This is a genomic window from Bradyrhizobium sp. SZCCHNR1051 (assembly GCF_032489615.1).
In the GTDB taxonomy this organism is placed as follows: Bacteria; Pseudomonadota; Alphaproteobacteria; order Rhizobiales; family Xanthobacteraceae; genus Bradyrhizobium.
Genome location: NZ_JAUEYJ010000035.1, coordinates 13,999 through 35,328 on the forward strand (window position 1 = coordinate 13,999; position 21,330 = coordinate 35,328).

Below are 21,330 nucleotides of genomic sequence, written 5' to 3' on the forward strand. Positions count from 1 at the left end.
GCAACCGAGGAGCGACAACGTGAAAGCACAGACCGAAAAGACGATCAATATCGTGAGGGGCAAGAATCTTGTCGGGAAGGCCGAACAGGCCGACGTCAACAGACTTCTGGAACACATCGACGCCCTCGAAATGTTCTTGGACGAAGGAGACCAAGACGACATGTTCGGCACCGAAGGTTGGCGTCATCGACTTGGCATTGATTAACACAATCTCTCCCGACGCTTCAGTTCCCGTTCGACTGCTTCCCGAACAAAGTCCGTTCGATCTTCCCCGTCTTGCCGGACGGCATCAATCCGGGCAAATGTGCCCTCCGGAAATCTGGCCTGCATATCTTCGGCCCACATTTTTTTGCGTCCCATGCCGATTTTTCTCATATGAGGTATTGACGATGCCACAAATATCTCATATGATTTATCTATCGTCAAGCCAAGGAGCAAATGAATGCGCAAGATAGAACAAGCCGCCCTCGCTCATGCGGCTGCCGAACTAAAATACCAGCGGAGCCAAAAAGCCAAAGACGATCTCGCCGCCGACATTGCCCGCCGCAATCGCCTTACGATTGCCCAAGGCCATTCTCTTAAGTGCGGGATCTTGCGATGTCACCCGGAGTGCCGGAGGGGGTCCAAGTGACCCCCTTTCAAAAGAAGGAGCTACTGTCCCTACACTACCGCGCTGTCAAGGCTGCACAAGCTTACGAAGCAGCTACTCCAGGGACGCAGACCAAGCGAACCAAAGAGATTGCGTGGGAACGGGCAGAGCAAGCATTCCGGAAAGCAGTGGATAACACCTTGAACTAATGTGCATGGAGCATAACGCGATGTTGAACCAAATGCCTTGGGCTGTCGCCAAGACCGAACGAAGAGACGGTCGATTCCAGTATTCAGGGAATGTCTATTACTACCACGACACAAAGGCCGAAGCAGAAAAAACCCGGAAATGGTTGCTTACGCAAGATAGATATGCCGGCGAAGTCGAGTATAGACCGGGTGAGTGCAATCGACTTTGACCTTAAAGACGAGATAACACAATGCTGGATCTTGAACCAATCAAAGCGCGGCTTGCTGCCGCTACCCCAGGGCCATGGCATTCGTGCCCGGACGGAGGCTGCAAATGCACGATGATCATGTGCGATGATTACCCTGTCGCCGAGGTCACGAAAGGCCCGTGGGGAGACACATATCCCGCGCTGCGGGTCGTCGGAGGCAGCATCGACGGCAAAGCAGAAGCCTATCTAGAGCGGATTGAATATGGGCACGTGCCTGAGGCCGAAGCTTTAGCAAACCGCGCTTTCATCCGGGAGGCCCCGGCTGATATTTCCGCGCTGATCGCCGAAGTCGAGCGGCTTCGCTCAGCTATGCCTTAACGACCAGGAAACGCGACTATGACCGAAAAAGAACGCGCTGAGCTTCGCCGACTGGTTGCAGATTACATGCACAGCGAGGGCTGCTCCTGCTGTCGCGACATCAATGCGCACGAGGAGCATGCGGCGGCGCTGGCCAAGATCCTGAAGGTTCCGGCCTACGCTGACGGAAGCGGCTTTGATTTCTATCAGTTCAGGACAGACCAACGCTAACGGCAAGACAACGAGGGACGACATGAGCTATCACTGGCTATGGCTTTTCTACTTCGTGCCACCGATCGGCGCGATGTTCATCAAACCGCAGTGCGCGATCTACAATCGTGTTTGGCTGTTCAATCTGGTAAGCCTGTTCTTTTGGCCGATCCTGATGCTCATGATGCCGTGGAGAACAAACTGATGTATTCGCGACCGAGCACGTTTTCTGGCATGAGCGTCCAGATTATCGATGCGCAGCAACAGCGCCGCACCGAGCGCGACGTGCGCGGCCCGTGGGTGCGCCCGAAGGTGCCGAACAAGCTCACCGGGCGCTGGGGCACTAGACGCATGTGGAAGCGCCGCAACCCGCCTCATCACGTCATGCTCTACCGCGAGCCGGCCGACGTTCTCGTGCTCCACGGCCGCACGATCATTGCTACGCCCGCGCAGGCCGATGCGCTGCGACGGCATGCCCATTCGCTTTAACATCACAGGAGCGCACAATGCCAACAACGTCCCGCATCATCGTCGGAACCCTCTGCGCGATCATATCCCCGTTCATTTTGTATGGGCTTCTGTTCGTCGTCGGGGAGACGGTCGATCACTTCACGCCATAACGCTGAGTTAAAGCCGTGAACCCTGAAAACGCCTTGATCTATCGTCGTGTGCGGCCGATCGACAAAACCAGAGTCGTGGTTGAAGAGAAGTGGGATCTGACCCATCCCGATTGCCCCTTTATCCGCAATCCTTGGTCAGATTTCATAGGGCCTCTCGGCAATCGCGGATATCGAAACGTCGTGATGTCGAACCAGGAATTTGAAGCGGCCGACATTCCGTTGAAGTCGCCGAAATGAGGAGATAAGGCCATGGCTGACGACATGACGGACAAGATGAACGAAGCGATAGAATACAATCGCGATCGAGCCGAGATCGAAGAGCTGAAGCGGAAGCTTGAAATTCTCGTCGAGACGCTACCGGATGGTCGCGTAAAGCTCATCCAGGAAAATAGCTTGCTCCTGTCTCAACTTGCGAATTGCAACAAGGAGATCAAGCGACTTCGAGAAGAACTGCTTCGCTACGCCGAAAATGTGTCTTAATAACCCATCACGGCTTGATGTGCTGGGCTCCGAACAGGCCAGCGAGAAGGCCTACAGCTCCGATCCCGGCCCTGATCATCCAGTTGATCACAGACGCCCCGGTGTTCCATTGAGCCTGCCTCAGCTCGACCTCATCAATCCGCTTGAACGCGGCGGAAAGCTTGTCAGTGAGATCGCGGTTGGTCTGCTTGAGGTCGGCGATCTGTTCATCCTTGAGATCGCGGATCTCCGATCTGATGATGGCCTTGATGTCGTCGACGGACGATTGCCATGCGCGCTCCAGCCGCTCGGTGTGTCCCTCAAGCGATGTCAGGCGGGCGAGCATATCGGGGATCCGCTCAGTCATTCGTTCGTCCGTCATGACAGCGCCCTCGCGGCGCCTTTACGATGCCTTAACTCTCTGCGTGTCATTCCGATCCAAGCCCTCTCGGAGGTTGCCGCCTTCGCGGGGGTCAGGATCGGCCCAGCGCAGCAACGCCGGGCCGGTCCGCCTATCGTTTGATGATCCGGGCGACGTTCTCAAAGCCGCGCTTAGTGAAGTAGAAGCTGATGACAAGGTTGGCCGCTACCAGCGCCCAGCCGGCGAGCGGATCGGTGGTGCCGAGCCCGAGCACCTTGTCCCAGATCAGAAGCTTCGCGTAATAGACCAAGGTTACATAGGCGAACAGCTTCTCAATTTCCCAAGGGTGACCAATCTCGGCGATCTTCAGCGCCGTTGTCTGCTGAATTTCAAGCTGCTGCGCCGCGATCTCGGCGGCAGCTAGATCAGCCGCGATCTTGGCATCCGTCGTTCCGGCCTGAAGCTTGGCCTGATATGCCTGGATCAGGCCCTTGATGACCGGGCCACCGAGAAAGCTGATGATGGTCATCCACATGGCCTATCCCCAATAGACCATGGCGCCGCAGATCGCGACCAGGAGCCACACAACGGCGATCGTATTCCCTCCGACGAATGAGCCCGAGCTCGGCGGCCGCATCATGTTCGCGAAAACCACGCATCCGGTCCAGAGCAGAGCGCAAGTCAGAGCGAGGGCGAATAGGACTTTCATCAGCGCCCCCACCCGTTCTTCCTGGCGAGATAGTACCAGCCCTCGGAAAGAGCCGAGCATCCAGCCCCGAGAATGATGCAGGTGATCTGCACCACGTCAGGATCGGTCAAGATGTCTGGTTTGATCGTGAGCCCCGCGCTGATTAGAGCCGCGCCGAAATACCGGAGGAGGATTCGCGCGAATGGCGCGATGTTGTCCAGGTTCATTTCGACACCACGGCCTTGAGCGCCGCTGCCTTTGCCTCGATCGCCGCGGCTTCCGCCTTGAGCATCTGGACATAGGTCTCCGCGCCGTGCCACCAAGACACGAATTTTTCCTTGAAGTGCCAGACCAGCGCGCCGCCAGCCAAGCCCCCGATCGACGCCGCGAACAAATCAGCCATTGTGGCGGTCCTTCTTGAAGAAATCGAGCCAGCGTTTATGCTTCGGCTTGGGAACCTCGACCGGAGCAGGTACGGGCGCGGTGATAACTGGCGCGACGTGATGCTGGATTACCCGGTGCTGCTTGACCACGGGCGCTTTGGCGACCGGGATTGAGGCGCAGCCGCCGAGGGCCAGATAGAGAACGAACAGCAGCTTTTTCATTTCTTGCCCCCAAAGAGCGCCTTGATGAAATCGAAGATGATCTCGAGCAGCGACGGTTTGGCCGGCTCGATCGGCGTCAGGACAACCCCGGTGAAGGTAATGGTCGGGTCAATTGCCATCATCGCCTTGAGCAGGCCGGCGCAGCCGAGCTGCTGATCCACGACGTTCGGGGCATAGATCCCGTCCCGGATATACTTCCCGGAAACGTACTGGTTGGTGCCGGACCAAACGTAGGGCGACGGGACGCCCTTGTTGGCGTATCCCAGCCCGTTATATTGCTCGAGCAGGGTCAGCGCCCCACCCGCGCTCCAATCGCCCCAGCGGGCGGCGTGAGGAGGGCAGTTGACCAGGGCATCGATTGCCGCGGCTTCCCAGTTCTTGAACGGACCTCGACCTGCCGGGACATGGATTGAAACTTTGTTCCAGGGGTCGCCCTGGGCCAGGGAGCCCAACCAGCTCTGCGAACTTTCCCGCTCGTGGATGACCGCGATCACGAACCAGGGAACACTCGTGGCTTTCTCGACCGCCTGATAGTGGGATTTAGCCGCAACTAGGCGCTTTGCCGCATAGCCGAAATCGCGGGTCAGCTTGGCTGAAGCCCAGCGCTTGGCATTCGCAGCGGTCAGAGCCTTCAAATCGGCCATTGGTCGGTCTCAATTGGTCGAGATCGACACTATCAAGGCTGCGTTTTGGAATGATTTTCCCGAAGATTCACCCTATGATTGTCTCATGAGAGCAAAGTCATTCCTGTTTGCCGTGGTCCTCAGTGCGCTTTATCTCGGCGTCGCGATCAGTGTCGGCCTCTGGCGTCCAAAGGCCGAGCCCGATCACCGCGATACGTCCGTTCAGGCGTGGTGGAAAGACGTCGAAAGCCGCCTTCCTAAATGATCCTCATGATCCGGTTAGCAAGGATTGTCGGCTGCATGTTGAAGTGAGCCCCTCCGCCTGTGTTGGACGATGTAACACCAATGTTATTGTTGGCAGAGAGGGACGTTATCCCGTTCCAGTTAGATGCCGATACGGGAGCAAGATTCCCTGATGAACCTGCGAAACCAGATCCGATCGATCCGGGCGTCGCTGCAATATTCTGGCTGCTGGTAACGGTAATCGAATTGCTCCCCGATGACGAGATACCGGTCGGCAATTCTCCGAGCGTGAGCGTATGGGCTGCCTCACCACCAGCGCCGCCGATGGAATTGCGCACACTCGCGAGCGGACCATTTGTTAAGCGGTTCGGGTCACCACTTCCACCGAACACATCCGGACACGCCACAACGCGCCCGCGACAATCTGGGATATTGAAGGTGGTCGAGCCATCGCCCGCGCCGAATGTCGTTCCCATCAGGGAAAACAGCGCCGAATATGTCGTCCGGGAGATCGGGGCACCATTCAGGAACGTAAAGCTCGAATTTGGCGTGGTCGGAAGCCAATATTCAATGCTGGCGGCCAACGGGATATTGTATGGGTTCCCATAGAAGCCTTGCAAATAGAACACGCCATCCGTGTTATTGTAGGTCGCAGTGTAAGGCGTTCCCTGGATGATGGTGCCGGCCAACAGATCGGCATTCGGTGCCGAGCGCAGTGGTTTCGCCCCGAGGCTATCGACGTTCAGCGTGCAGGTTCCAGCGTTGGTCACATGCGGGGTAAACGCGATCATCTGCCCGTTCAAATGAGTCAGCGTGTCGAAGACCTGATAGCTCGATACGGTATAGGCCGACGAGGTGCCCGCCGTGACGATCGCACCAGCGATGTCATCGCGATATTTCGAGGTCGCCGCCATCATCCCGCGGGCGGAATCGTTGATCGAGCTCGGAAGCTGGCCTTCCGCCCAATTGATCGTGGAATCCGCGCTGGCGTTGGTGTTAGCCGTCTGTGACCATTTGTATAGCGTCATGAGAGCCCCCTGGCGAAGATCGGCTGGCGCGCGGCGAGGGCCTGGCGCAGTCCGGAAAGGTCAATTTGTGGCCGCTGCGGTGCGAAGATCGGAACCGGGGCCGGAACTGGATCGGTATAGGGTTGGATAGCCGGACCTGGCCCACCGGGGGCGCGTGCCTGCGCGAAGATCGGCGCTGGCTGTTGAGGAGCGGTCGGCTGCGGAGCCTGTGGGGCGGCGGCGGGCTGGGGAGCCGCTGCTGGCTGGGAAGCGGCTGTTGGCGAGGCCACGCCGGCCTTCTTTGCCATCATGGCCTGCAAGCCCTGCGCAGTGGTCTTGGCAAGCCAGGGATTGGCTTTCAGCGCGAGCGGGCCGAGCACATCCCCAGCGTTGGCGCTCGGATCGGCCTGCAGAATTTTGACAGCCCCTTGCGGCCCCGCAAAATGTGCGAGGTATTTAGTACCGTCCGTGACAGGAAGCCCGTTCTTGGCTAGGATCGCGGCATTGTCGTTCGCATACGCATCCGCCATTTCGCCAGCGAGCTTCGGATCTGTCTTGAGCGCCAGCAATTCATCATCGCTTTTGCCCTGGGCAAGATCAGGCCGATGCTGGCGGATCATGTCGATCCACGTCCCATTGATGAACCCAGCCGGACCCGAGGCCGACGAACGATCATTCGTTGCGTTCGGATCGCCGCTACTTTCAGCCTGAATCACGGAATCGGAATAGCTCATGGATATCGACCTTCCACCGCATCAATGGAAATCGGATAGGCCAAAGCCGCACGAACCGATTTTTGGGCCGGGCTTGCCGAATGCTCTCGCCTATGCGGTTGGATGGATTGCAACGGTCGCACTCCTCTACCTGCTGCGCCGCTGATCTGCGATCGCAGGATTGGAAACGGCTAGGCCTCCATAAGCTCCTCGAGTCATATTCCGCGCAATGCCCTGCACGAATTGGATGCGAGCCACCGTGCGGTTCACCATGTCCCGAAGCTGATGAGCTGAGATATTGCCGCCATTCTGCAACAGGATATTTGCTACCTGTCGGCGTACTTCCGCAGTATTACCGGTGAGATGATTGCGGCCAGCCGCGAGCGCATTATGCACTGCGCCATGATAGTTTCCGGCCGCGATGTTGCCGACCATACCCATTAAGTGCGGATCGACGCCCATGGCTTCGGCGTCGGCAAGGTTCATATCCGTTTTGGAGCCACCGAGAGCCGCATTGCGAGTCTCGAACATGGTCATTTCGCGATTGATCCGACGTTGCATCATCGGATTGCCTGGCGCCATCGCGGCAGCCTCTTCCTGAAATGCGTCGTTAGTCAGAGGTCGCGCCTTATTGGCGCCGATCGGCGCAGTCTGCGCCTGCTCGATCAATGGATCTGCATAGCCCGTACGGAACGCGCGCTGACCGGCTTGCGATTGGCTTTGGAAGTTCGGGATAGTGTCTTCTGGGCGCCCGCGCTGCGCCGCTTGACGCCCAGCGTCAATCGCCTCGATATCCTGCGATCTCTGGCGGAAGTTGGCGTTGGCCTGCCGATATCCGGGACTAGCCGCTTCCATGCTGGCATCGAGCTCGCGCACAGCTTGTCCGATCAATCGAGCTCGATTGCCGTTTCCGCTTTGCCGTGCACTTTGTGCTGCATCGGCCATATCACCGCGAATGCGTTGGACAGCTTCGAAGTCATTGGGGCTGACACGTGCTAAGCGCTCGCGGAATGGCCGCAAAGCCCCTTCAATGCTGTCATTCGGCGCTTGCAACGTCTGGCCGGGACCGGTTCCAATCGTCCGATCGATGGTATTGATGGCTGGCACAACATCGACTTGTCCTGCGCCACCTCGGACAGCCCCGTACTCTGTATCCGCTGCCGCATCTCGAGCCGTAGTCATGGCATTGCGGGTTTGCGCAGCCGTTTGTGGCGACTCAAAGCCTTCCGAGAGGGCGTTGACAACACGGCGCCCCTGTCCGGCCTGACGACCCTCCAGCGCATTCACGATGGCCGTTCGCCCTTCGCCCGGTCCACTCGCTGCCGCGCGCAGCATGCGCTGCCCAGCATTTCCCATGGAGTCGGCGAGCGTGAATTGCGGTTGCCCCTCATTCGCGGCCTGTACCGTATTCAGCGAGAGGTCATCCGGCGAGACGCCGCTCTCATGAATGGCGCGCGCCACCTGTCCTTCAGCATACCCGGCAGGATTGAACCGAGCTTTCAGATTGGCGAAGATCGGGGCAGCGACACCTCCGGCGAGCTTGCCTCCAAGAAAACCAACGGGGCCGGCAATGAGGCCGGATGCGCCACCCTTTAACGCATTCGTCGCGCGCTCCTGCAGGCCATTACCTTCATTGGCGCCAGCGGCTGCGCCAAGCCCCGCGGCATCCGCCGTCGTGGCGCCAAGCCGAGCCAATCCGCCTGCATTCGGAGCCAAGAAGCGACCGGCCGTTATGCCGGCATTGGCGAGTCCCATGCCGGCACCCGCACCTCCAAGAACCTCAGCCGCCGTCCCGAGCGCGCCAGTGTTTTTCCTGGCATCACCCATGATCTGATCTTCGCGCGCCTTGGCGTAGTTGTAGCCTTCTGCCGGATTGAACGTGCCGCGCTTGATCATCTCCAAGGGGGTCTGAAGACCGGCAAGGATAGTGCTATCGGCGCCGAGTGTCGCACCATGGACGAGGCGGCGGGTTAGACCTGCGCCTTCGTCGCCCCCTGCAGCCTTCACCGCCGCGATATCAGATTGCGCCGCTTGCTGATATTTGTCTGGCGCAGGTACGTTGGTGCCATCACCAACTGCCTGCGTCATTACCTTGTTGATGGTGTCGTGATCGGTTCCGTCTGGAAAATCAATCGTGACGCCGCTGGGACCGTGAACCGTGATGGTCATTTCGGCTGTAGTCCATTATCAGGAGTCCAGACGTAAGCACCGGCTGTAGGAGCCGCCGAAGCGTTCACCTCTGCTGGCTTGCTTTCCCCGCGCAATGATTGACGGACATGCTCAGGCGCAGAAAGCGCGGCCTGCATCTCCTTGCGCATCGTCTCGATTACGGCCTTATATGCTTCTGGCCCCTGCGCCTTGTTGAGCATTTCATAAGCATGCTCGCGCATAGAGTCGGTTGGAACTCCAGTGGGAGACACTGCGCGTACGTAGGCATTAACGAGTGAATTGGTCGCGGCTACGAAGCTGGCAAGCTCGGGGCTGCTGGTGCCTGTCTGATAGGCTTGCACCATCTTGTTCCACGGTACCCAATCACTGCGTGGAACCTTCTCGGACGCCATCAGCGCAATCGGAATCATGCTGTTGGCTTCATTCGCGGCAAGGCTTATGTTCGCCGCGCGTACGCCGACCGTACGCTGACCAGCGAGTGCGCCAGCCTGCTCATTGAAGGTGTTCACAATATCTTTGGCACTGAGGCCGGCGTCGTGAGCCTGCTTAGAAATTTCTTCGCGGATCTTGACGATATTTGCCGCGCCCTGCGCCCCACGTCCAAGGTTTTGCAGAACAGTCTTGTCGCCCGCAAGATACTGTGAGGCCATCGCCTTCACTGTATCGTCGCTCAGTGTCGCCTCGCCGCCTTCTTGGTTCTTGTGCAAGACCGAGACGGTACCATCTGGATTCGTTTTGACAATCTCGCCACCCCGCCCGAGAACTGTCGGCGCATTCGGGTCTTTCTTCTGGGCTTCCGCAGTACGCAGATAGGCCGGATCAGCCGGTCCTCCGGGAATCGGCCGCAAGCCATTATCTGTCTTTTCAAAGCCAACCGGGATCTTATCATCAGGCTCGTAAGCACGCTCGACCTTGTTAGTCTGCGGATTGTAGATATAGCCGCTACCAAGAGCGGTAGGAGGCTTCGGCGCACCGAATTTCTGATCAACTAAAGTCTTCAGCATTTCGGAATTGCCGGGTTGAACGGCAGCAATAGCGATTTGAGGATCGACGCCCTTAGCGATCAGTGCCCGCGCAGTCAGATTAGATTGTGCCGCCGCCTGGGTGCGCGGATCGTCATATTGTCCACGAACAGCACCGAGCAGAGAGCCGCCATGAGAAATGCTGGCGAGCGCATCGGCGGCGCGGTTGAAGAAATTCGGAGCGGCTGATGAAGCCGCAGGCGGCGCAATCTGCCCCGTCGTAGGACGTGCATTCGCCGGAATTGACGCATCATTTCCCGACGTCTCATAGTCTGACGCAAGGCCAACGCGCGGCATCATATAGTTTCCGATCGCCAACGGAGATGCCGGATCAGAATCGCTATTGTCCACCTGGGTAGGCGCTGGCGCAGATCCTCCCGAGGCAGGCAGCATCGGCGGCACGCTCATAGCTGAGGTCAACCACGGCGGCGTCTGCGGTGCTGGGGCGTACGTCGATGGATCGAACGAAGTACTATCAAATGTGCGGCCGGACGGAGTGAACGGCTGCGGCGCATTTGGTAGAGCGTTCCACCGATCATTAAACGAATCAGATGGCGCGCTGAGAGGCGACGGGACTTGAGCGCCCGCTAACCAAGACGGCGGCTGAGACGCATAAGTGGCCGGATTATAGACATTTTGAGCGTTCTGCTTCAGGAAGTCGAGCAGCCCGCCGCTGTCATTCTGAGGAAAGAGCGCGTCAAGCAGGCCCATTAACGTGCCCCCATCGCAACCGCCTGATCAGTCGCAATCTTGTAATCAACGCGCTTGAGGCCGCCGATCTCCATAACCGCTTCTGGCTTGTCTTTCTCGACATCATCCGCCATTAGCCCGATATGGACTGTCGGCAGCCCGATATAGCGGTAGCGATAGACCGGAGTTCCGTCGAACAGCGTCCCCACCTGCTCGATGTCCTCTTTGGCCCGGCGATCGGATAACAGCCCGAGCATGCCCATGATCCCGGAAGCGCCACCCGCCGCCGCTTGGCCCATTCCTGCCGCAGCCGACGTTCCGCCGGCTCCGGAGGAGAATAGGCCTCCAATCCCGGTGATATCCTGCAACAACGATGGGGTGTTCTGGCTGTTGCTCGTCCCGCTCGAGTTGGTTCCGAGCGCGGCTAACGGAATGCCGATCTGCGCGAGCAAACCGAGGTTTGACGACGGAATCGACTTGGCGAGTTCCTGCGCCGTTATGACCTGTTGCGGTCCCCAATTCTGGGCGGTGTTGGCCTCGCCGGCCGCACCAATGCCCGCTACCTTGTTCGCGTTGGCCTGCGTGTTCATCCCGGTCAAAGCCGAGGTCGTGGTGTTCCCGGCGTTGTAGAGGTTGTTCGCCGCGCCCTGCTGGTTCTGGACGTTCTGATTGTATTGCGCCGTGATTACCGGGGCGAGGCCAGCAGTGAGACCCTGGCCCAAGGCTTTCTGATTATAGCCGCTCATGTCCCGACCCGCCGCGGCGAACTGGCCGTTCACCCCGGTCGTGATCGAGTCCTTGAGGGCCTGGAGTTGATCGCCGATCCCCGGCGTCTGCATCGGGTCGTAGTTCGTGTTCGACGCAAGTGGGTTGGTAGCGGCGTAGTAGTTCTGATAATTCTGGTTGACTCGGCCGGCTTCATTCGTCGCGCCGCCGCCGTTCAAGAGACTATTCGCCACTCCTCCGATCGAAGAGGCATAGGGATTCCCGGCCTGACCGTTAGCCGTCAACTGATTGATCGCGCCCTGTTCCGGTGAGGTTACGCCAACGTTCGGGATCAAGCCCTGAAGCTGACCAAACAACCCATTGACCGCCGGCATAGCCGGTGCCCACGGGCTGCTCTGGCTCTGCTGGGTGGTGGTGGAACTGCTGCTCCCCATCAGGCGAAGTCCTTTTCCATGATGGCGTATTGTGCACGATACCCGTTCAGAACCCGTTCCCAGGCTTTGCGGCCGATAATCCGCATCTTTGAACAGCCCTCAGCCTTCGCGTAGGCCTCGATCGGCTCGATCAGATGCAGCCATCGGTCCCGGTTTGTGCCGGAGCAGGCAACAATGAGGCACGTCTTGGTTCCATTCGCGATCGCGAGCTCGGTGGTGGCGGCCGCCTCGATCGTCGTTCCGTTCCAGGCCAACCAAAGCAGTTGCCTGCCTTCCAGCACATCCCGCTCGATCTGGGCGAAGTCGCTCAGGTTGGTGCGTTCGATTGCCCTTCGGATCAGGTGCTTGCACGCCGGCCAAACCCTCGCCGTCGTAGATCCTGGCTCGATGCAGAGCAGATCAACCCGTGATGGCGTATTTGAAGATGCGGTCGGTTTGGACATTGTTCGCATGGGTGAAGGTGAACGAGCCATTTGAAACAGCGCTCAGGTACATGGTGCCGTTGCCGAGCTCCGTCGCAGCGTTTGCCGTGGTCGGGATCGGGATCACCACTGACCCGGCAGAACAGTTCTTGTCAGAAATGGTGGTGCTCGCGGCACTGGCAGCCAAGGTGAGCGTTCCGGTGGCATTTGACCGGCCGGCCCCAAGCTGCTGTAGCGCCAGAATGACCTTCTTCAGGTCGGTTTCGGTGATCGCCGGTAGGTAGACCGTCACCGTTTGCCCCCCGGAATGAAATCGGGGACGATCCCGGCGGCAAACGACCAGTTCGTACCGGCCGGCATCCGAATTTGAAAACGCGCATATCTCGTATCTCTGCGGATATCGATCTTGCCAATCCTCGACAGCCCCATTTCGGAGGTCTGGATCGATGCGGCCTGTTGGGTATCGCGATAGGACAGCTTCCCGTAGACGGTCGGCGCATCGGTGATCGGGCGGAAACCGCGCAGGTTCAGCCGGTCCTCGTCCCCGCCCTGCTCACCGGTCAGGATCGTTGCTTCCATGTTTGAACCGGCGAAGACGCCGAGGATATTCGAGGTGTCGAACTGGCCGAGTTGTGGCTGCACCGCACTCGGGTAGGAATCGAGCGGGAGCGTCATCGCGTCGATGCTGCTCGAGATCGCGTCCAACTGCTCAAGGGTGATGCCGGATTGAGAAATGCCGAGCAGGAATTGCCCGGAGGAAGAGACCGGGAAGAACTGATCCAGGAGGTAATCGTAGCCTAGAAGCTTGTCGTATCCGCCAGCCGCACCGGCCACCGATTTGTAGGCCCAATAGACCCGGGTTGAGCGCGGATCTGCTGCGCCCATGAAGAGCTGAAGATTGCCCTTGTCGAGATCGGAGAGGAAGGTGCGATCTACCCGTTCCCGCCCGATCGGTTGCGGCGGTGAGCCAGGAACGATCTTGTGGAAGCCGTTCGAGGCATAGAACAGGATGTTCTCGCCGGCTCGGATGATCGAATACGGGCCATAGAGGCCCTTGTCCTGGGCGATCCGATCGATCTGGAAGATGTACGGCGCGCCGGCTACATAGGCCATAGATCGGATAGAAGTGTCTTGGAAGATCACCCCGGATTGCGTGCCACCGGCGATCCCTCGGACAATGCCACCATCCGGGAAGTCCTGGAAGTCGGCGCTATTGGTGCCGACCGTCCAGCTCGTCGCAGAGTTGAAATCGTTCAGACCCGACCATTGAATGCGGTACGGGGTCGAGAGCAGCCCGGAGAGCACCAAGAACCGGCCGATGACGCTGATATAGGCCGCCTGCGGGGGTGAACCCAGCGCGTTCCCGAATGCTGTCGAGGACGACAAATCGAAGACCTGCAGAACGTTGTTAGCCTGGGTCGCGAAGACCAAATTGCCAGTTTGGGCGAACTGCCATTGCGCGGTGGAGGACAGGGCCGCATAGCTCCCGCCGGCTAACGAGACATCAGTCCAGCTATAGTCCGTGTTGTTGAGCTTGTAGAGCTTCGTTGACGTTCCCGCGAACACGGTCACGGCCCCGCTGGATGGGCCGCTCGACGAGATCGCATAAAATGCCCCTCGGCATGGGGCTGGGAGCGTCTTGGTGTATGGCGCATTGCTCGGAAATGGCCCATAGCCATCCGCGCGCGGAATCACGTTCAGGATAGTGTTGACCTGTTGCGACTCGTAGTCGCTGGTATCGGGATTCCATGGTCCGTATTTAAGCATCAGTGGACCTCAGGAGGTGAGATTTGTTGCGCCGGATCATTGCTCCATGTCGTCGAGGGAAGACCGGCCGGCGTCCATGTCGATGACGGGAGTCCGCTCGCGCTCCACGCCCCAGATGGGCCAACCGACCATACCCAATTGATGTGATCCCGGTTGTAATGCGTATCGAAGCCGGTCAGCGCGTAGGATGTCCCGAGGACAGCGATTTGCGTCGCGAAGACGATGGATTGTCCTGATAGCGCGAATATCCCGTTGCCAAGCGCGGCACCAGATCCACTGAACGTGACCGATTGACCCGATAAAACATAAGGGGCTGAAACAGCGTTGATGCTGACGGCAAGCGGAGCCGCATTACCGGTTTCAGCGAAAGAGACGGTAGTTGCAGTCAGACTTGGTGATAGGTTAGCGGCATAACCCGTCAGGATATAGCTTGCGACCGTATCGGGAAGAGAGATCGAGAACACCACGCCTTGACCGCTTTCGGTGAAGCTGCCGAAGCTCGCCGATAATACGGAATTGCCGGCGGCCGGAAGCTGACCGATAGCAAGATGACCAATGGCGTCGAAGATCATCAGTACACCCCGGCATTGTGCAGGGCGGTGTCGGCGAGGCCAGCATAGGCGTCAGCTCCGGTCGTGTTCCAATGGGTATTGTCTGACTGTCGGTAGCCTCCTCCCGATGTTAGGCTGTCGCCATTGGCGCCAGCATAGATCCCGGCCGGGTTGTTCACTGCCGCCGCTTGTGCCGCTGCAACATTCGAATCTGTCAGATTGTTGATGTAGGTCGAGATCGCGATCAGGATTGGGACGCTTGCCCATTGCGCCCGGATGCCGTCCGTGATGACGCTGGAAAGCGCGGCTGAATATTGAGCCTGTGTCGTGTTGCCGTTATTGCTTTCGCCCTGCTGCCAATAGACAAACGACGGAGTGAGACCCCTTGACGCCAGTCGTTTTGCAGTCACAGCGAAACGAGCGAAATTGCCTCCGCCGGTGCCGATGGATGGATTTTGCCAATCGTAGACATTCGAGCCTCCGACTCCGATCGGGACCAGGATAACCGGCCGGGTGATGCTGCGTGCCTTGATCTTGTCCGGCAGCCTGGTGAACCAGGAGCCGGTCGGCCATGGATTGCTTGGCAGGTTCGGATGATAGCCGGTACATCCGAGCAATGGATCTGATGCCTGATAGGTCCCACCGTTTCCGATATTGAAGTTGTAGGCCGTGCCGCCGGTCGGCGAATAGGTGCCATTCACGCAATTGGTCGAGAGCGACTGACCAACGAGAATCCCGACAATGGGATTACTCAGCGTCGAGACATCAACGGGTGTTTTTCCGTTGGTGTTGTTCCAGTCTTGAACGGTCTCGTTGGTCTGTCCTCCCGTCACATTCGGGATGAGAGGCGCCAGACTATAGGGGTCGTTCATCACCGCTGGAGCTTTCCCGAGCAGGAGGCCAAACATTATCCGTTCACCGTTCCGACGATGCCGGATAGCGTCGCCGGCAAGTTAGTTCCGATCCACGTCTGCGTCCCGGTCCCCCAGCCGATCTCGATCCACGTCAGGAAATGCCTTCCAACCCCTGGAGTACCAGCATAATAAGCAGTTGTGGGGAGTGACCCTGAGCTCGCGATCGCATTCGCGGTAATGAACATGGAGCCGCTGCTTGCAGTCGGAACCACATCTATCCCGATACCAACAGAAACATTGCACGTAACGGTCGTGACGACCGCAGCGGATACGATTGCTTGAACCAGGCGAGCCACGCAGCAGACATAATCAAGTTGGTTTGCCGTGTTTCCGTTGGCCTGGCGCCACGTCGCTGTGCTGTAGGCCCATGTCGAGGCCGGATCGTTGACCTGCATTGGTCGCGGAACATCGTTGTACCGATTGGAGACATAGCGACGCGCAATGCTGTCTTCGCATTGCCCGGTCGTTCCGGTGATCCGGATCGTCCCAAGCAGACGTCGCGTAGCATCTCCGCTTTTGACGTCAACTCCGTCTTGCTGCGCAATCGCGGTCGCGCGCGTGGTGGCATTTGTCCATGCCGTGGTATCGAGGGCAAGAGCGCCGGAATTGATGCGTCCCCACACGTCATAATTTGTGTTTGCGGTCAGTCCGGTAAGCGCGAGCGTGATTTCGGTGAACTTGACGGGAACCCAGATCGCGCCATCATAGAGCGTAATGATGTTGCCGTTGTACGGCGTATAATAGACATTTGTAGCCGCCGTAACATCCGCGGTCGTGATTGGCGTTCCGCTGGTCAGCGTAAGCCGCCCGCATGGAATTGCGACATTCGATGGAAGGAGTTCTTCCGCAAGCGCGACTACCGCGACGATCGCCGGTGCAGTCGTGAAGTTGATCTTGGTGCCAGCCCCGCCCTGCTTCGTGCCTGTTGCGGAAGAGTTGTAGAGCACGGTAGTACGGGCGAATGTGCCGGCCCCGGTGCTGCTATACGCCCCTACCGCATATTCCCACTGTGTCAGATCCGCGCTCTGAGCCCGGACGACATAGAGCGAGCCGTTGACGGCCTGCGCGTTGACCGGGCTCTGATAGCCACCGACCGCACTCGAATAGGTCCAGTCCGTTGTTCCGCCTGCGGTCGGGACAAATCCGCAATTGGTGATGAAATCTGCCATCTTAGGCGATCGTCAAGATGCCGTTCACCGCATCCAGCGTCACGGTGAAGGTGTTGCCATTGGTCAAGGTGATGGCGGTCCCGTAGTCCCACCAGCCGATCAAAGGCGTTCCGGCGGCTGTCGAATTGTAAAGCACGGCATACTGATATGGTCCGATCGAGCCGCCCGCTGCAGTCCAGCTCGGATTGGTGCCCCCGGTGAATTTGAAGGTGCCGGCGGTCTGCGCTCCGGTCACGGTTCCGATCGAGGCGCCGCCTGCCGTGTAGCCGTTTGCCGTCGCGAGGTCAGCCGGGGTATTGTACGTCGTGTTCGTTGCGACCGGAGCGGTGTTGGTGAGATAGACCTTGAAGACGTGGGTCGTCCCGGTCTGCATCTGATGCTTACCAGATGCAATGTCCTGTACGAAGACCTGGAATTTGTTAAATGCGGCCATGGATCACCAGACGTTAAGACCCGATGCGCGGACCGTCATCGGCCCCGCGTTGAAGGTCGAGGTCATTCCGAGCGAATTCAGATCGTCCAACGTCGTCTTGAGCCCGAGCGCCCAAGTCTGGATGCGGTTGTCTTCCTTGATGTACGGGGCGGATTCCAGCAGTGTCCCATAGAGATATGCGTCCGGCGCCAGCGTCAGCAGCCAATTCGTCGAGTTCGTTGCAAGCGGCGGGATGTTGGCGCGGTAGATCATCTCGATGGTGTATGGAGCGTCCGGCGTCGGCGCTAATTCGATCTCGTTTCCGAAAATCGAGAAGAACTGCGGCTGTCCGGTCACATTGGCATTGGCATAGCGGTATTCGTCCATCTGCACGGTTGACTTGAAGTCGAGCAGAGGCTTTCCGGTGGCGCTTGAGACCCTGATCCGCCGCATCGATTGGAAATCGGCAGGAAGCGCAATGAACTCCGGTTCGGCCAGCGTGTTGTCTGTCAGCGCAGTTGCCCTCGATTCCATCTGCCGCACGAACAGCGCGCGGTTCATCTTAGCCTCGAACAACTGGATGAACGTCGGAATACGAGCGATCAGGACCGTATCCTGGTCGCGCGCGAGGTATTCCACGACGGCGGCTTGGAGCGAGGTATAGTCTGCGATCAACCCCATGACCAACCTACTTGTAAGGCTGGCTTGTCAACGCGGAGATAGCTCCATTCCGGGTCTTGAAGCTTCTTCTGAACAATCTTATCGAACTCCTCGGTGAACATGCGAAGATGCGTGTTGCCCTTCGCATGCTCCTCGTCGAGCCACTTCACATAGATCACGTTCGGGATGCGTGCGACATGCCGTCCCCAATCGCTTCGCTGCTCGTCGCGGCGCGCTTCTTTGTTCCAATCCAGAACAGGTTCAACGTCCTGGATATGCTCAATCGCAAGGTCCTGGCCGTTAGGATCGAGGTGAAAGCGCGCAATCGACATCAGTACGTGTCCAGTTCCTCAATGGTGAGGGTGAAGACTTCGTTGGCGGCCGGTGCATAGGCCCCCTGCGCCATCAGGAGCGCATAAACCGTGCTTCCGGTGGTGCAGCGGATGAAGGCTTCAGAACCCGCCGGGAACGATCCGGTCCCCGCCGCTCCGTCCGAGAACGCGAGCATGCTGGTGACGTCGATGTTGCCGAGCCAGTTCGCGGCTCCTGTGCTAAGATACGCACCACCGTCCCCGTTGGTGACTGTGGGAGCAGCGGCCTGATAGAGCATGATCCGGAACGTGGCGTTCGTGACGGTCGTTCCGGATTTCACAAGTCGAGCTCGGGTCAGGCGGAAGTTGCCCATCGGGAACTGGTTGCCCAGCACGAACGACATCGGCACCACCGACCCCGCCGTGGTCGAGTTGGCGACGAGCTGGCCCGACGCATAGGCCGTGGTGTTGTTCGGCCGCGTGAATGATGCAGAGGGGTTAGTGATCTGCATCAGAAGGCCCGGATCATTGCCACGAAGGCGCCAGGGATCGAGGCGCCACCGCCGCCGGAGGGGGTGAAGGTGATCAGATCGCCCTCGGCGACATAGACGCCCGAAGTCGCACCAGCCCCGACCAGAGCAAGCTCATAGGGCGGGTTATTGCGCGCACCGGTGCCGGCCGCGATGGTGAGACCGCCACCGGTGACATCCGAGCCGCCGTTGATCGTGACGGATACCGCGATGGTGCCGGTGGTCGTGCCGCCAGCCGACGCCAGCACACGCTGGAGAATACCGGAGACCGGAGCAACGGCGACCGCAGCGGCCGGGGTTGCACCGATGGACGCCGTGCTGGCCTGCGCCGGCGCATCGTAGAAAGGACGTGAAACGGGAAGTGCCATAGAAGCCTCCAGAAGGATGATGCGAGCGGCCGTAGCCGCCCGCGGTGATGCCGTGAGGCTTAAGAGGTCGTATTGTCGAACACGCCGCCGTTCGCCTTTTCATTGCGGGCAACGAGGGCATATTCTGAGAGGATCTGGCGCCGATCGCTGTCGCCGGTCTTCGCTAGCGGCAGCGAGATCATGTTGCGGCCGTTGAGGAAGGCGACCGCCCACATGTCCATCTGCAGCACCAGAACGTCGCGGGCGCGCGAGAAGCGGTTGGCGACGACACTGAGCTTGCCGAAGTCGGACTCGTAGGCATCCACCGAAGCAATGATCTTCTTGGACTTGGTATCCTCGATGGTGGTGGCACGGCCGGTGAAGGTCGAGAACACCTGCTTGTTGAACGCGCCCGTCATGATGGTTCCGGGCTTACCGCCGTTGGTCCAGATCGAGGACAGCACGCTCTTGAGGCGGGTTTCGGTGAACGCGATCTGCGTACCGTCCGTACGAGTACCGGTGCCGTCAGCCGCGGCAGGATCGACGCCCGCGGTTCCTGCCGTGGCCTTGTTGGTGTTGCTCTTGATCCAGGACAACACGGAGGCGGTATTGCGCGCCGTAGTCGAGTTGCCGGTGGCCTTGGCTTGGTTGGTGCCGGCGAGCACCGTTTCCATATCGCGCTTCAGCTCGAGGCCTTTCAGCATCTCCTGATAGGCCAGCTCGTTATCGCGGCCGGCATGCTGAACAGCCTGCTGGGTACCGGTGACGCGGGCGATCTTGTAGGAGATCTGCGCGATATTGCCGAGGCGAACGGTCGGCGTGGTCGCGACGTCGGTCGGATCGTCGCCTTCGAGCTGGGCATTCGCAGCGGCCGCGGCGAGAGCCTGGGTCTGCCATTCGTGATTGACCGCGGTCGCTTTCTCGCGCTCGACACCGGTCATGAACGGGGTATCGGTGGGATCGATGCGATAGATCATGTCCGAGAGGTCTTCTCGGTTGCCGATCGCGGTGTAGGTGGTCATCGTATTGACGGGCATCGTCATGGTTTAATTCCTTGAGGAGGCTGCACGCCGGGCCACAGCCAGCTTGGCTGCGTTCTGCGGCGTAGGATTGAGGTTGAAAGTCTGCGTCGCCGACTGCAGGGCCGAACTTTGGCCTCCGCTCTGGCGTGCGCCGGGTCGCACAACGGGCGGGACCGCTTTCGTGACCGGGGCCTTGGCTGCTTTCTGTCTCGCAGCTTCCGTGTCGCGGGCCTTCAACAGGTCTGCGATCAGATGCTGGAAACCGGCATGCTGGAGGATTTCGAATCCGGCGTCGGTCTCGGCCCACTTGTTGAGGGTGGGGAGATCAAGTCCGTATTCGCTCAGGAGCGGGAGAGCCTTTTCGCGGGCCGCCTGCAGCTTTGCAGCGTCGGCATAGTCCGGTATTTTCTCTCGCAATGCAGCCGTCTGCGCTTCAGCATACGCCGATCGCTTGCTCTGCTTCTCCTGGTTACTCCGCTGCTCCGCTTCCTTCACCACAGCGGCTTGGACCTGCAGCTCTTGCTGGTGGGCCTGCCACTGGATGTATCGAAGCGGATCAGTCTGAGCGAGCTTGGTCACATCATCCATGGACCTGACGTCCGGGAAGTCGCGCACCTGCTCACGCAGCAACACGTCGTAGGCTTGCTTGGCTTTGGTCTCTGCGGCTTGTCTCGCCTGTTCCGCTGCCTGCTCCTTGGCTGTTAGGCCTTTGAGCTTTTCAGCGGCATCATTCTGAGTCCGACGAAGCTCGGTCTCTCGGGCGTGTTCTCGGGCCGCAATCTTCTCTTGCGCGGCACGTGGCAGAGCCTTCCAATCGGCGTCGTCGTCCTTACTCCAAGATCGCGGGCGCTCGACGGGGGGAAGCTGTTCAGCCTCCGGGTCGCTGCCTTCGGTCTCACCGGGAGCCTCCTCAAGAGGGGCGGTGTCGGCCTCATCGGCCGATTCATGTTCCGCGGTCGCCGGTTCGGCGCTCTCTGCGGATGAATTCTCTTCCTGGGCAGGCTGCTCAACTTGGGCCTGCGTCCAGAAGCGCGCGGCCTCATCCGGGCTGGAAAAGCTCTCGGGGATGGCTGGCGCTTGGGTGGTCTCTTCGGTCATGCGTTGCCCTTGTGTCGGCGCCCATCGCCACAGCCCTTGAATGCAGGCAGGCCACCGCGCTCGATCTTCGGCCACTGCGCGCGACCGTCAGTCGTCTGCGCATCCGGCGATCGGCGAACACAGAAAAATGCTGAATTGTCGGCCGCAACCTGAAAGGCGCAGTCGTCGCATGCAAGCGGGCCGATATCTCGCGGTTCGGGCTTCATGGACGCAT

Annotated in this window: 35 protein-coding genes; 9 read left to right on the forward strand and 26 right to left on the reverse strand. The window is 59.3% G+C overall.

Annotation, left to right across the window (positions count from 1 at the left end):
* The first annotated feature begins 19 nt into the window (after window positions 1-19).
* Window positions 20-205: a hypothetical protein gene (locus tag QW868_RS31500; RefSeq protein ID WP_315731711.1), complete on the forward strand. Its 186-nt coding sequence runs from the start codon at window positions 20-22 to the stop codon at window positions 203-205.
* Here QW868_RS31500 and QW868_RS33630 read toward each other — a convergent pair.
* On the reverse strand, window positions 202-375 hold the full coding sequence (locus QW868_RS33630; protein WP_409998300.1) for a YlcI/YnfO family protein: 174 nt from the start codon (window positions 373-375) through the stop codon (window positions 202-204). The genes QW868_RS31500 and QW868_RS33630 overlap by 4 nt on opposite strands.
* Before the next feature lie 653 nt (window positions 376-1,028).
* Here QW868_RS33630 and QW868_RS31505 point away from each other — a divergent pair.
* The 6 genes from QW868_RS31505 to QW868_RS31530 all read left to right on the forward strand — a co-directional run bounded on the left by QW868_RS31505 (window position 1,029) and on the right by QW868_RS31530 (window position 2,653).
* On the forward strand, window positions 1,029-1,364 hold the full coding sequence (locus tag QW868_RS31505) for a hypothetical protein (RefSeq protein ID WP_315731709.1): 336 nt from the start codon (window positions 1,029-1,031) through the stop codon (window positions 1,362-1,364).
* Window positions 1,365-1,382: 18 nt separating this feature from the next.
* Complete coding sequence (locus tag QW868_RS31510; RefSeq protein ID WP_315731707.1) at window positions 1,383-1,574, forward strand: hypothetical protein; 192 nt, start codon at window positions 1,383-1,385, stop codon at window positions 1,572-1,574.
* Between the two features lie 22 nt (window positions 1,575-1,596).
* The gene (locus QW868_RS31515) at window positions 1,597-1,758 is read left to right on the forward strand and encodes a hypothetical protein (RefSeq protein WP_315731705.1); all 162 of its coding nucleotides are present in this window, start codon (window positions 1,597-1,599) and stop codon (window positions 1,756-1,758) included.
* The gene (locus QW868_RS31520) at window positions 1,758-2,042 is read left to right on the forward strand and encodes a hypothetical protein (protein WP_315810779.1); all 285 of its coding nucleotides are present in this window, start codon (window positions 1,758-1,760) and stop codon (window positions 2,040-2,042) included. Before QW868_RS31515 ends, QW868_RS31520 begins: the two co-directional genes overlap by 1 nt.
* A gap of 146 nt (window positions 2,043-2,188) precedes the next feature.
* Window positions 2,189-2,410: a hypothetical protein gene (locus tag QW868_RS31525; protein ID WP_315731701.1), complete on the forward strand. Its 222-nt coding sequence runs from the start codon at window positions 2,189-2,191 to the stop codon at window positions 2,408-2,410.
* 12 nt (window positions 2,411-2,422) lie between these two features.
* The gene (locus QW868_RS31530) at window positions 2,423-2,653 is read left to right on the forward strand and encodes a hypothetical protein (protein WP_315731699.1); all 231 of its coding nucleotides are present in this window, start codon (window positions 2,423-2,425) and stop codon (window positions 2,651-2,653) included.
* A gap of 7 nt (window positions 2,654-2,660) precedes the next feature.
* Here QW868_RS31530 and QW868_RS31535 read toward each other — a convergent pair whose 3' ends face one another.
* The 6 genes from QW868_RS31535 to QW868_RS31560 form a co-directional block, all read right to left on the reverse strand.
* Window positions 2,661-2,978 carry a hypothetical protein gene (locus QW868_RS31535; RefSeq protein ID WP_316232385.1) on the reverse strand — a complete coding sequence of 106 codons (318 nt, stop codon included), beginning with the start codon at window positions 2,976-2,978 and terminating at the stop codon, window positions 2,661-2,663.
* 166 nt (window positions 2,979-3,144) lie between these two features.
* Window positions 3,145-3,528, reverse strand: coding sequence for a hypothetical protein (locus QW868_RS31540; RefSeq protein ID WP_315747731.1), 384 nt, complete (start codon window positions 3,526-3,528; stop codon window positions 3,145-3,147).
* A gap of 173 nt (window positions 3,529-3,701) precedes the next feature.
* The gene (locus QW868_RS31545; protein WP_315731694.1) at window positions 3,702-3,908 is read right to left on the reverse strand and encodes a hypothetical protein; all 207 of its coding nucleotides are present in this window, start codon (window positions 3,906-3,908) and stop codon (window positions 3,702-3,704) included.
* Entirely contained in the window at window positions 3,905-4,084 is a 180-nt protein-coding gene (locus QW868_RS31550; protein ID WP_315731692.1) for a hypothetical protein, read from the reverse strand. The genes QW868_RS31545 and QW868_RS31550 overlap by 4 nt, the downstream gene beginning before the upstream one ends.
* Window positions 4,077-4,286, reverse strand: coding sequence for a hypothetical protein (locus QW868_RS31555; protein ID WP_315731689.1), 210 nt, complete (start codon window positions 4,284-4,286; stop codon window positions 4,077-4,079). Before QW868_RS31555 ends, QW868_RS31550 begins: the two co-directional genes overlap by 8 nt.
* Window positions 4,283-4,930 carry a hypothetical protein gene (locus QW868_RS31560; RefSeq protein WP_315731687.1) on the reverse strand — a complete coding sequence of 216 codons (648 nt, stop codon included), beginning with the start codon at window positions 4,928-4,930 and terminating at the stop codon, window positions 4,283-4,285. Before QW868_RS31560 ends, QW868_RS31555 begins: the two co-directional genes overlap by 4 nt.
* Window positions 4,931-4,943: 13 nt before the next feature.
* Here QW868_RS31560 and QW868_RS31565 point away from each other — a divergent pair, with 13 nt between their 5' ends.
* Window positions 4,944-5,174 (forward strand): hypothetical protein, encoded by a 231-nt coding sequence (locus QW868_RS31565; protein WP_315731685.1) that lies wholly within the window; start codon window positions 4,944-4,946, stop codon window positions 5,172-5,174.
* On the opposite strand, the gene QW868_RS31570 is transcribed toward QW868_RS31565, so the two are convergent.
* Together QW868_RS31570 and QW868_RS31575 are read right to left on the reverse strand one after the other, a co-directional pair.
* Window positions 5,167-6,180, reverse strand: coding sequence for a phage tail protein (locus QW868_RS31570; protein ID WP_315731683.1), 1,014 nt, complete (start codon window positions 6,178-6,180; stop codon window positions 5,167-5,169). The two genes, QW868_RS31565 and QW868_RS31570, sit on opposite strands and share 8 nt — an antisense overlap.
* Entirely contained in the window at window positions 6,177-6,893 is a 717-nt protein-coding gene (locus QW868_RS31575; protein WP_315747732.1) for a hypothetical protein, read from the reverse strand. The genes QW868_RS31570 and QW868_RS31575 overlap by 4 nt, the downstream gene beginning before the upstream one ends.
* Here QW868_RS31575 and QW868_RS31580 point away from each other — a divergent pair.
* Complete coding sequence (locus QW868_RS31580) at window positions 6,892-7,038, forward strand: hypothetical protein (protein WP_315731679.1); 147 nt, start codon at window positions 6,892-6,894, stop codon at window positions 7,036-7,038. The two genes, QW868_RS31575 and QW868_RS31580, sit on opposite strands and share 2 nt — an antisense overlap.
* On the opposite strand, the gene QW868_RS31585 is transcribed toward QW868_RS31580, so the two are convergent.
* The 17 genes from QW868_RS31585 to QW868_RS31665 all read right to left on the reverse strand — a co-directional run bounded on the left by QW868_RS31585 (window position 7,020) and on the right by QW868_RS31665 (window position 21,322).
* On the reverse strand, window positions 7,020-9,041 hold the full coding sequence (locus tag QW868_RS31585; protein WP_315731677.1) for a hypothetical protein: 2,022 nt from the start codon (window positions 9,039-9,041) through the stop codon (window positions 7,020-7,022). The two genes, QW868_RS31580 and QW868_RS31585, sit on opposite strands and share 19 nt — an antisense overlap.
* A complete protein-coding gene (locus tag QW868_RS31590) occupies window positions 9,038-10,471 on the reverse strand; it encodes a hypothetical protein (protein WP_315731675.1) in 1,434 nt (477 codons plus the stop codon). Before QW868_RS31590 ends, QW868_RS31585 begins: the two co-directional genes overlap by 4 nt.
* 302 nt (window positions 10,472-10,773) lie before the next feature.
* Entirely contained in the window at window positions 10,774-11,913 is a 1,140-nt protein-coding gene (locus tag QW868_RS31595) for a tail fiber domain-containing protein (RefSeq protein WP_315731673.1), read from the reverse strand.
* Window positions 11,913-12,356, reverse strand: a complete 444-nt coding sequence (locus QW868_RS31600) for a hypothetical protein (RefSeq protein WP_315731671.1) — start codon at window positions 12,354-12,356, stop codon at window positions 11,913-11,915. The genes QW868_RS31595 and QW868_RS31600 overlap by 1 nt, the downstream gene beginning before the upstream one ends.
* A complete protein-coding gene (locus QW868_RS31605; RefSeq protein ID WP_315731669.1) occupies window positions 12,313-12,627 on the reverse strand; it encodes a hypothetical protein in 315 nt (104 codons plus the stop codon). Before QW868_RS31605 ends, QW868_RS31600 begins: the two co-directional genes overlap by 44 nt.
* Window positions 12,624-14,102, reverse strand: a complete 1,479-nt coding sequence (locus QW868_RS31610) for a hypothetical protein (RefSeq protein ID WP_315747733.1) — start codon at window positions 14,100-14,102, stop codon at window positions 12,624-12,626. Before QW868_RS31610 ends, QW868_RS31605 begins: the two co-directional genes overlap by 4 nt.
* On the reverse strand, window positions 14,102-14,674 hold the full coding sequence (locus tag QW868_RS31615; RefSeq protein ID WP_315731665.1) for a hypothetical protein: 573 nt from the start codon (window positions 14,672-14,674) through the stop codon (window positions 14,102-14,104). Before QW868_RS31615 ends, QW868_RS31610 begins: the two co-directional genes overlap by 1 nt.
* Window positions 14,674-15,525 (reverse strand): sialate O-acetylesterase, encoded by an 852-nt coding sequence (locus QW868_RS31620; protein WP_315731663.1) that lies wholly within the window; start codon window positions 15,523-15,525, stop codon window positions 14,674-14,676. The genes QW868_RS31615 and QW868_RS31620 overlap by 1 nt, the downstream gene beginning before the upstream one ends.
* Before the next feature lie 35 nt (window positions 15,526-15,560).
* Window positions 15,561-16,736 (reverse strand): hypothetical protein, encoded by a 1,176-nt coding sequence (locus QW868_RS31625; RefSeq protein ID WP_315731662.1) that lies wholly within the window; start codon window positions 16,734-16,736, stop codon window positions 15,561-15,563.
* A gap of 1 nt (window position 16,737) precedes the next feature.
* A complete protein-coding gene (locus QW868_RS31630) occupies window positions 16,738-17,169 on the reverse strand; it encodes a hypothetical protein (protein WP_315731660.1) in 432 nt (143 codons plus the stop codon).
* A 3-nt stretch (window positions 17,170-17,172) separates the two neighbouring features.
* A complete protein-coding gene (locus QW868_RS31635; protein ID WP_315731658.1) occupies window positions 17,173-17,829 on the reverse strand; it encodes a hypothetical protein in 657 nt (218 codons plus the stop codon).
* Complete coding sequence (locus QW868_RS31640; protein WP_315731656.1) at window positions 17,820-18,140, reverse strand: hypothetical protein; 321 nt, start codon at window positions 18,138-18,140, stop codon at window positions 17,820-17,822. Before QW868_RS31640 ends, QW868_RS31635 begins: the two co-directional genes overlap by 10 nt.
* Window positions 18,140-18,631 (reverse strand): hypothetical protein, encoded by a 492-nt coding sequence (locus tag QW868_RS31645; protein WP_315731654.1) that lies wholly within the window; start codon window positions 18,629-18,631, stop codon window positions 18,140-18,142. Before QW868_RS31645 ends, QW868_RS31640 begins: the two co-directional genes overlap by 1 nt.
* Window positions 18,631-19,017 carry a hypothetical protein gene (locus tag QW868_RS31650; protein WP_315731652.1) on the reverse strand — a complete coding sequence of 129 codons (387 nt, stop codon included), beginning with the start codon at window positions 19,015-19,017 and terminating at the stop codon, window positions 18,631-18,633. The genes QW868_RS31645 and QW868_RS31650 overlap by 1 nt, the downstream gene beginning before the upstream one ends.
* Window positions 19,018-19,076: 59 nt before the next feature.
* Window positions 19,077-20,039, reverse strand: a complete 963-nt coding sequence (locus tag QW868_RS31655; protein WP_315731650.1) for a DUF5309 domain-containing protein — start codon at window positions 20,037-20,039, stop codon at window positions 19,077-19,079.
* Window positions 20,040-20,042: 3 nt separating this feature from the next.
* Window positions 20,043-21,116: a hypothetical protein gene (locus QW868_RS31660; RefSeq protein ID WP_315731648.1), complete on the reverse strand. Its 1,074-nt coding sequence runs from the start codon at window positions 21,114-21,116 to the stop codon at window positions 20,043-20,045.
* Window positions 21,113-21,322 (reverse strand): hypothetical protein, encoded by a 210-nt coding sequence (locus tag QW868_RS31665; protein WP_315810782.1) that lies wholly within the window; start codon window positions 21,320-21,322, stop codon window positions 21,113-21,115. The genes QW868_RS31660 and QW868_RS31665 overlap by 4 nt, the downstream gene beginning before the upstream one ends.
* Window positions 21,323-21,330 lie beyond the last annotated feature (8 nt).

Bases quoted from the DNA above. Each gene is read 5' to 3' on its own strand.
- QW868_RS31595 (WP_315731673.1), bottom strand. From the start codon at position 11,913: ATGGGGAGCAGCAGTTCCACCACCACCCAGCAGAGCCAGAGCAGCCCG.
- QW868_RS31580 (WP_315731679.1), top strand. From the start codon at position 6,892: ATGGATATCGACCTTCCACCGCATCAATGGAAATCGGATAGGCCAAAG.
- QW868_RS31630 (WP_315731660.1), bottom strand. From the start codon at position 17,169: ATGGCCGCATTTAACAAATTCCAGGTCTTCGTACAGGACATTGCATCT.
- QW868_RS31660 (WP_315731648.1), bottom strand. From the start codon at position 21,116: ATGACCGAAGAGACCACCCAAGCGCCAGCCATCCCCGAGAGCTTTTCC.
- QW868_RS31640 (WP_315731656.1), bottom strand. From the start codon at position 18,140: ATGTCGATTGCGCGCTTTCACCTCGATCCTAACGGCCAGGACCTTGCG.
- QW868_RS31560 (WP_315731687.1), bottom strand. From the start codon at position 4,930: ATGGCCGATTTGAAGGCTCTGACCGCTGCGAATGCCAAGCGCTGGGCT.
- QW868_RS31620 (WP_315731663.1), bottom strand. From the start codon at position 15,525: ATGAACGACCCCTATAGTCTGGCGCCTCTCATCCCGAATGTGACGGGA.
- QW868_RS31510 (WP_315731707.1), top strand. From the start codon at position 1,383: ATGACCGAAAAAGAACGCGCTGAGCTTCGCCGACTGGTTGCAGATTAC.
- QW868_RS31545 (WP_315731694.1), bottom strand. From the start codon at position 3,908: ATGAACCTGGACAACATCGCGCCATTCGCGCGAATCCTCCTCCGGTAT.
- QW868_RS31570 (WP_315731683.1), bottom strand. From the start codon at position 6,180: ATGACGCTATACAAATGGTCACAGACGGCTAACACCAACGCCAGCGCG.
- QW868_RS31555 (WP_315731689.1), bottom strand. From the start codon at position 4,286: ATGAAAAAGCTGCTGTTCGTTCTCTATCTGGCCCTCGGCGGCTGCGCC.
- QW868_RS31590 (WP_315731675.1), bottom strand. From the start codon at position 10,471: ATGAGCGTGCCGCCGATGCTGCCTGCCTCGGGAGGATCTGCGCCAGCG.
- QW868_RS31615 (WP_315731665.1), bottom strand. From the start codon at position 14,674: ATGATCTTCGACGCCATTGGTCATCTTGCTATCGGTCAGCTTCCGGCC.
- QW868_RS33630 (WP_409998300.1), bottom strand. From the start codon at position 375: ATGAGAAAAATCGGCATGGGACGCAAAAAAATGTGGGCCGAAGATATG.
- QW868_RS31520 (WP_315810779.1), top strand. From the start codon at position 1,758: ATGTATTCGCGACCGAGCACGTTTTCTGGCATGAGCGTCCAGATTATC.
- QW868_RS31575 (WP_315747732.1), bottom strand. From the start codon at position 6,893: ATGAGCTATTCCGATTCCGTGATTCAGGCTGAAAGTAGCGGCGATCCG.
- QW868_RS31540 (WP_315747731.1), bottom strand. From the start codon at position 3,528: ATGTGGATGACCATCATCAGCTTTCTCGGTGGCCCGGTCATCAAGGGC.
- QW868_RS31625 (WP_315731662.1), bottom strand. From the start codon at position 16,736: ATGGCAGATTTCATCACCAATTGCGGATTTGTCCCGACCGCAGGCGGA.
- QW868_RS31515 (WP_315731705.1), top strand. From the start codon at position 1,597: ATGAGCTATCACTGGCTATGGCTTTTCTACTTCGTGCCACCGATCGGC.
- QW868_RS31530 (WP_315731699.1), top strand. From the start codon at position 2,423: ATGGCTGACGACATGACGGACAAGATGAACGAAGCGATAGAATACAAT.
- QW868_RS31535 (WP_316232385.1), bottom strand. From the start codon at position 2,978: ATGCTCGCCCGCCTGACATCGCTTGAGGGACACACCGAGCGGCTGGAG.
- QW868_RS31600 (WP_315731671.1), bottom strand. From the start codon at position 12,356: ATGTCCAAACCGACCGCATCTTCAAATACGCCATCACGGGTTGATCTG.
- QW868_RS31550 (WP_315731692.1), bottom strand. From the start codon at position 4,084: ATGGCTGATTTGTTCGCGGCGTCGATCGGGGGCTTGGCTGGCGGCGCG.
- QW868_RS31635 (WP_315731658.1), bottom strand. From the start codon at position 17,829: ATGGGGTTGATCGCAGACTATACCTCGCTCCAAGCCGCCGTCGTGGAA.
- QW868_RS31665 (WP_315810782.1), bottom strand. From the start codon at position 21,322: ATGAAGCCCGAACCGCGAGATATCGGCCCGCTTGCATGCGACGACTGC.
- QW868_RS31650 (WP_315731652.1), bottom strand. From the start codon at position 19,017: ATGGCACTTCCCGTTTCACGTCCTTTCTACGATGCGCCGGCGCAGGCC.
- QW868_RS31585 (WP_315731677.1), bottom strand. From the start codon at position 9,041: ATGACCATCACGGTTCACGGTCCCAGCGGCGTCACGATTGATTTTCCA.
- QW868_RS31655 (WP_315731650.1), bottom strand. From the start codon at position 20,039: ATGACGATGCCCGTCAATACGATGACCACCTACACCGCGATCGGCAAC.
- QW868_RS31610 (WP_315747733.1), bottom strand. From the start codon at position 14,102: ATGCTTAAATACGGACCATGGAATCCCGATACCAGCGACTACGAGTCG.
- QW868_RS31505 (WP_315731709.1), top strand. From the start codon at position 1,029: ATGCTGGATCTTGAACCAATCAAAGCGCGGCTTGCTGCCGCTACCCCA.
- QW868_RS31645 (WP_315731654.1), bottom strand. From the start codon at position 18,631: ATGCAGATCACTAACCCCTCTGCATCATTCACGCGGCCGAACAACACC.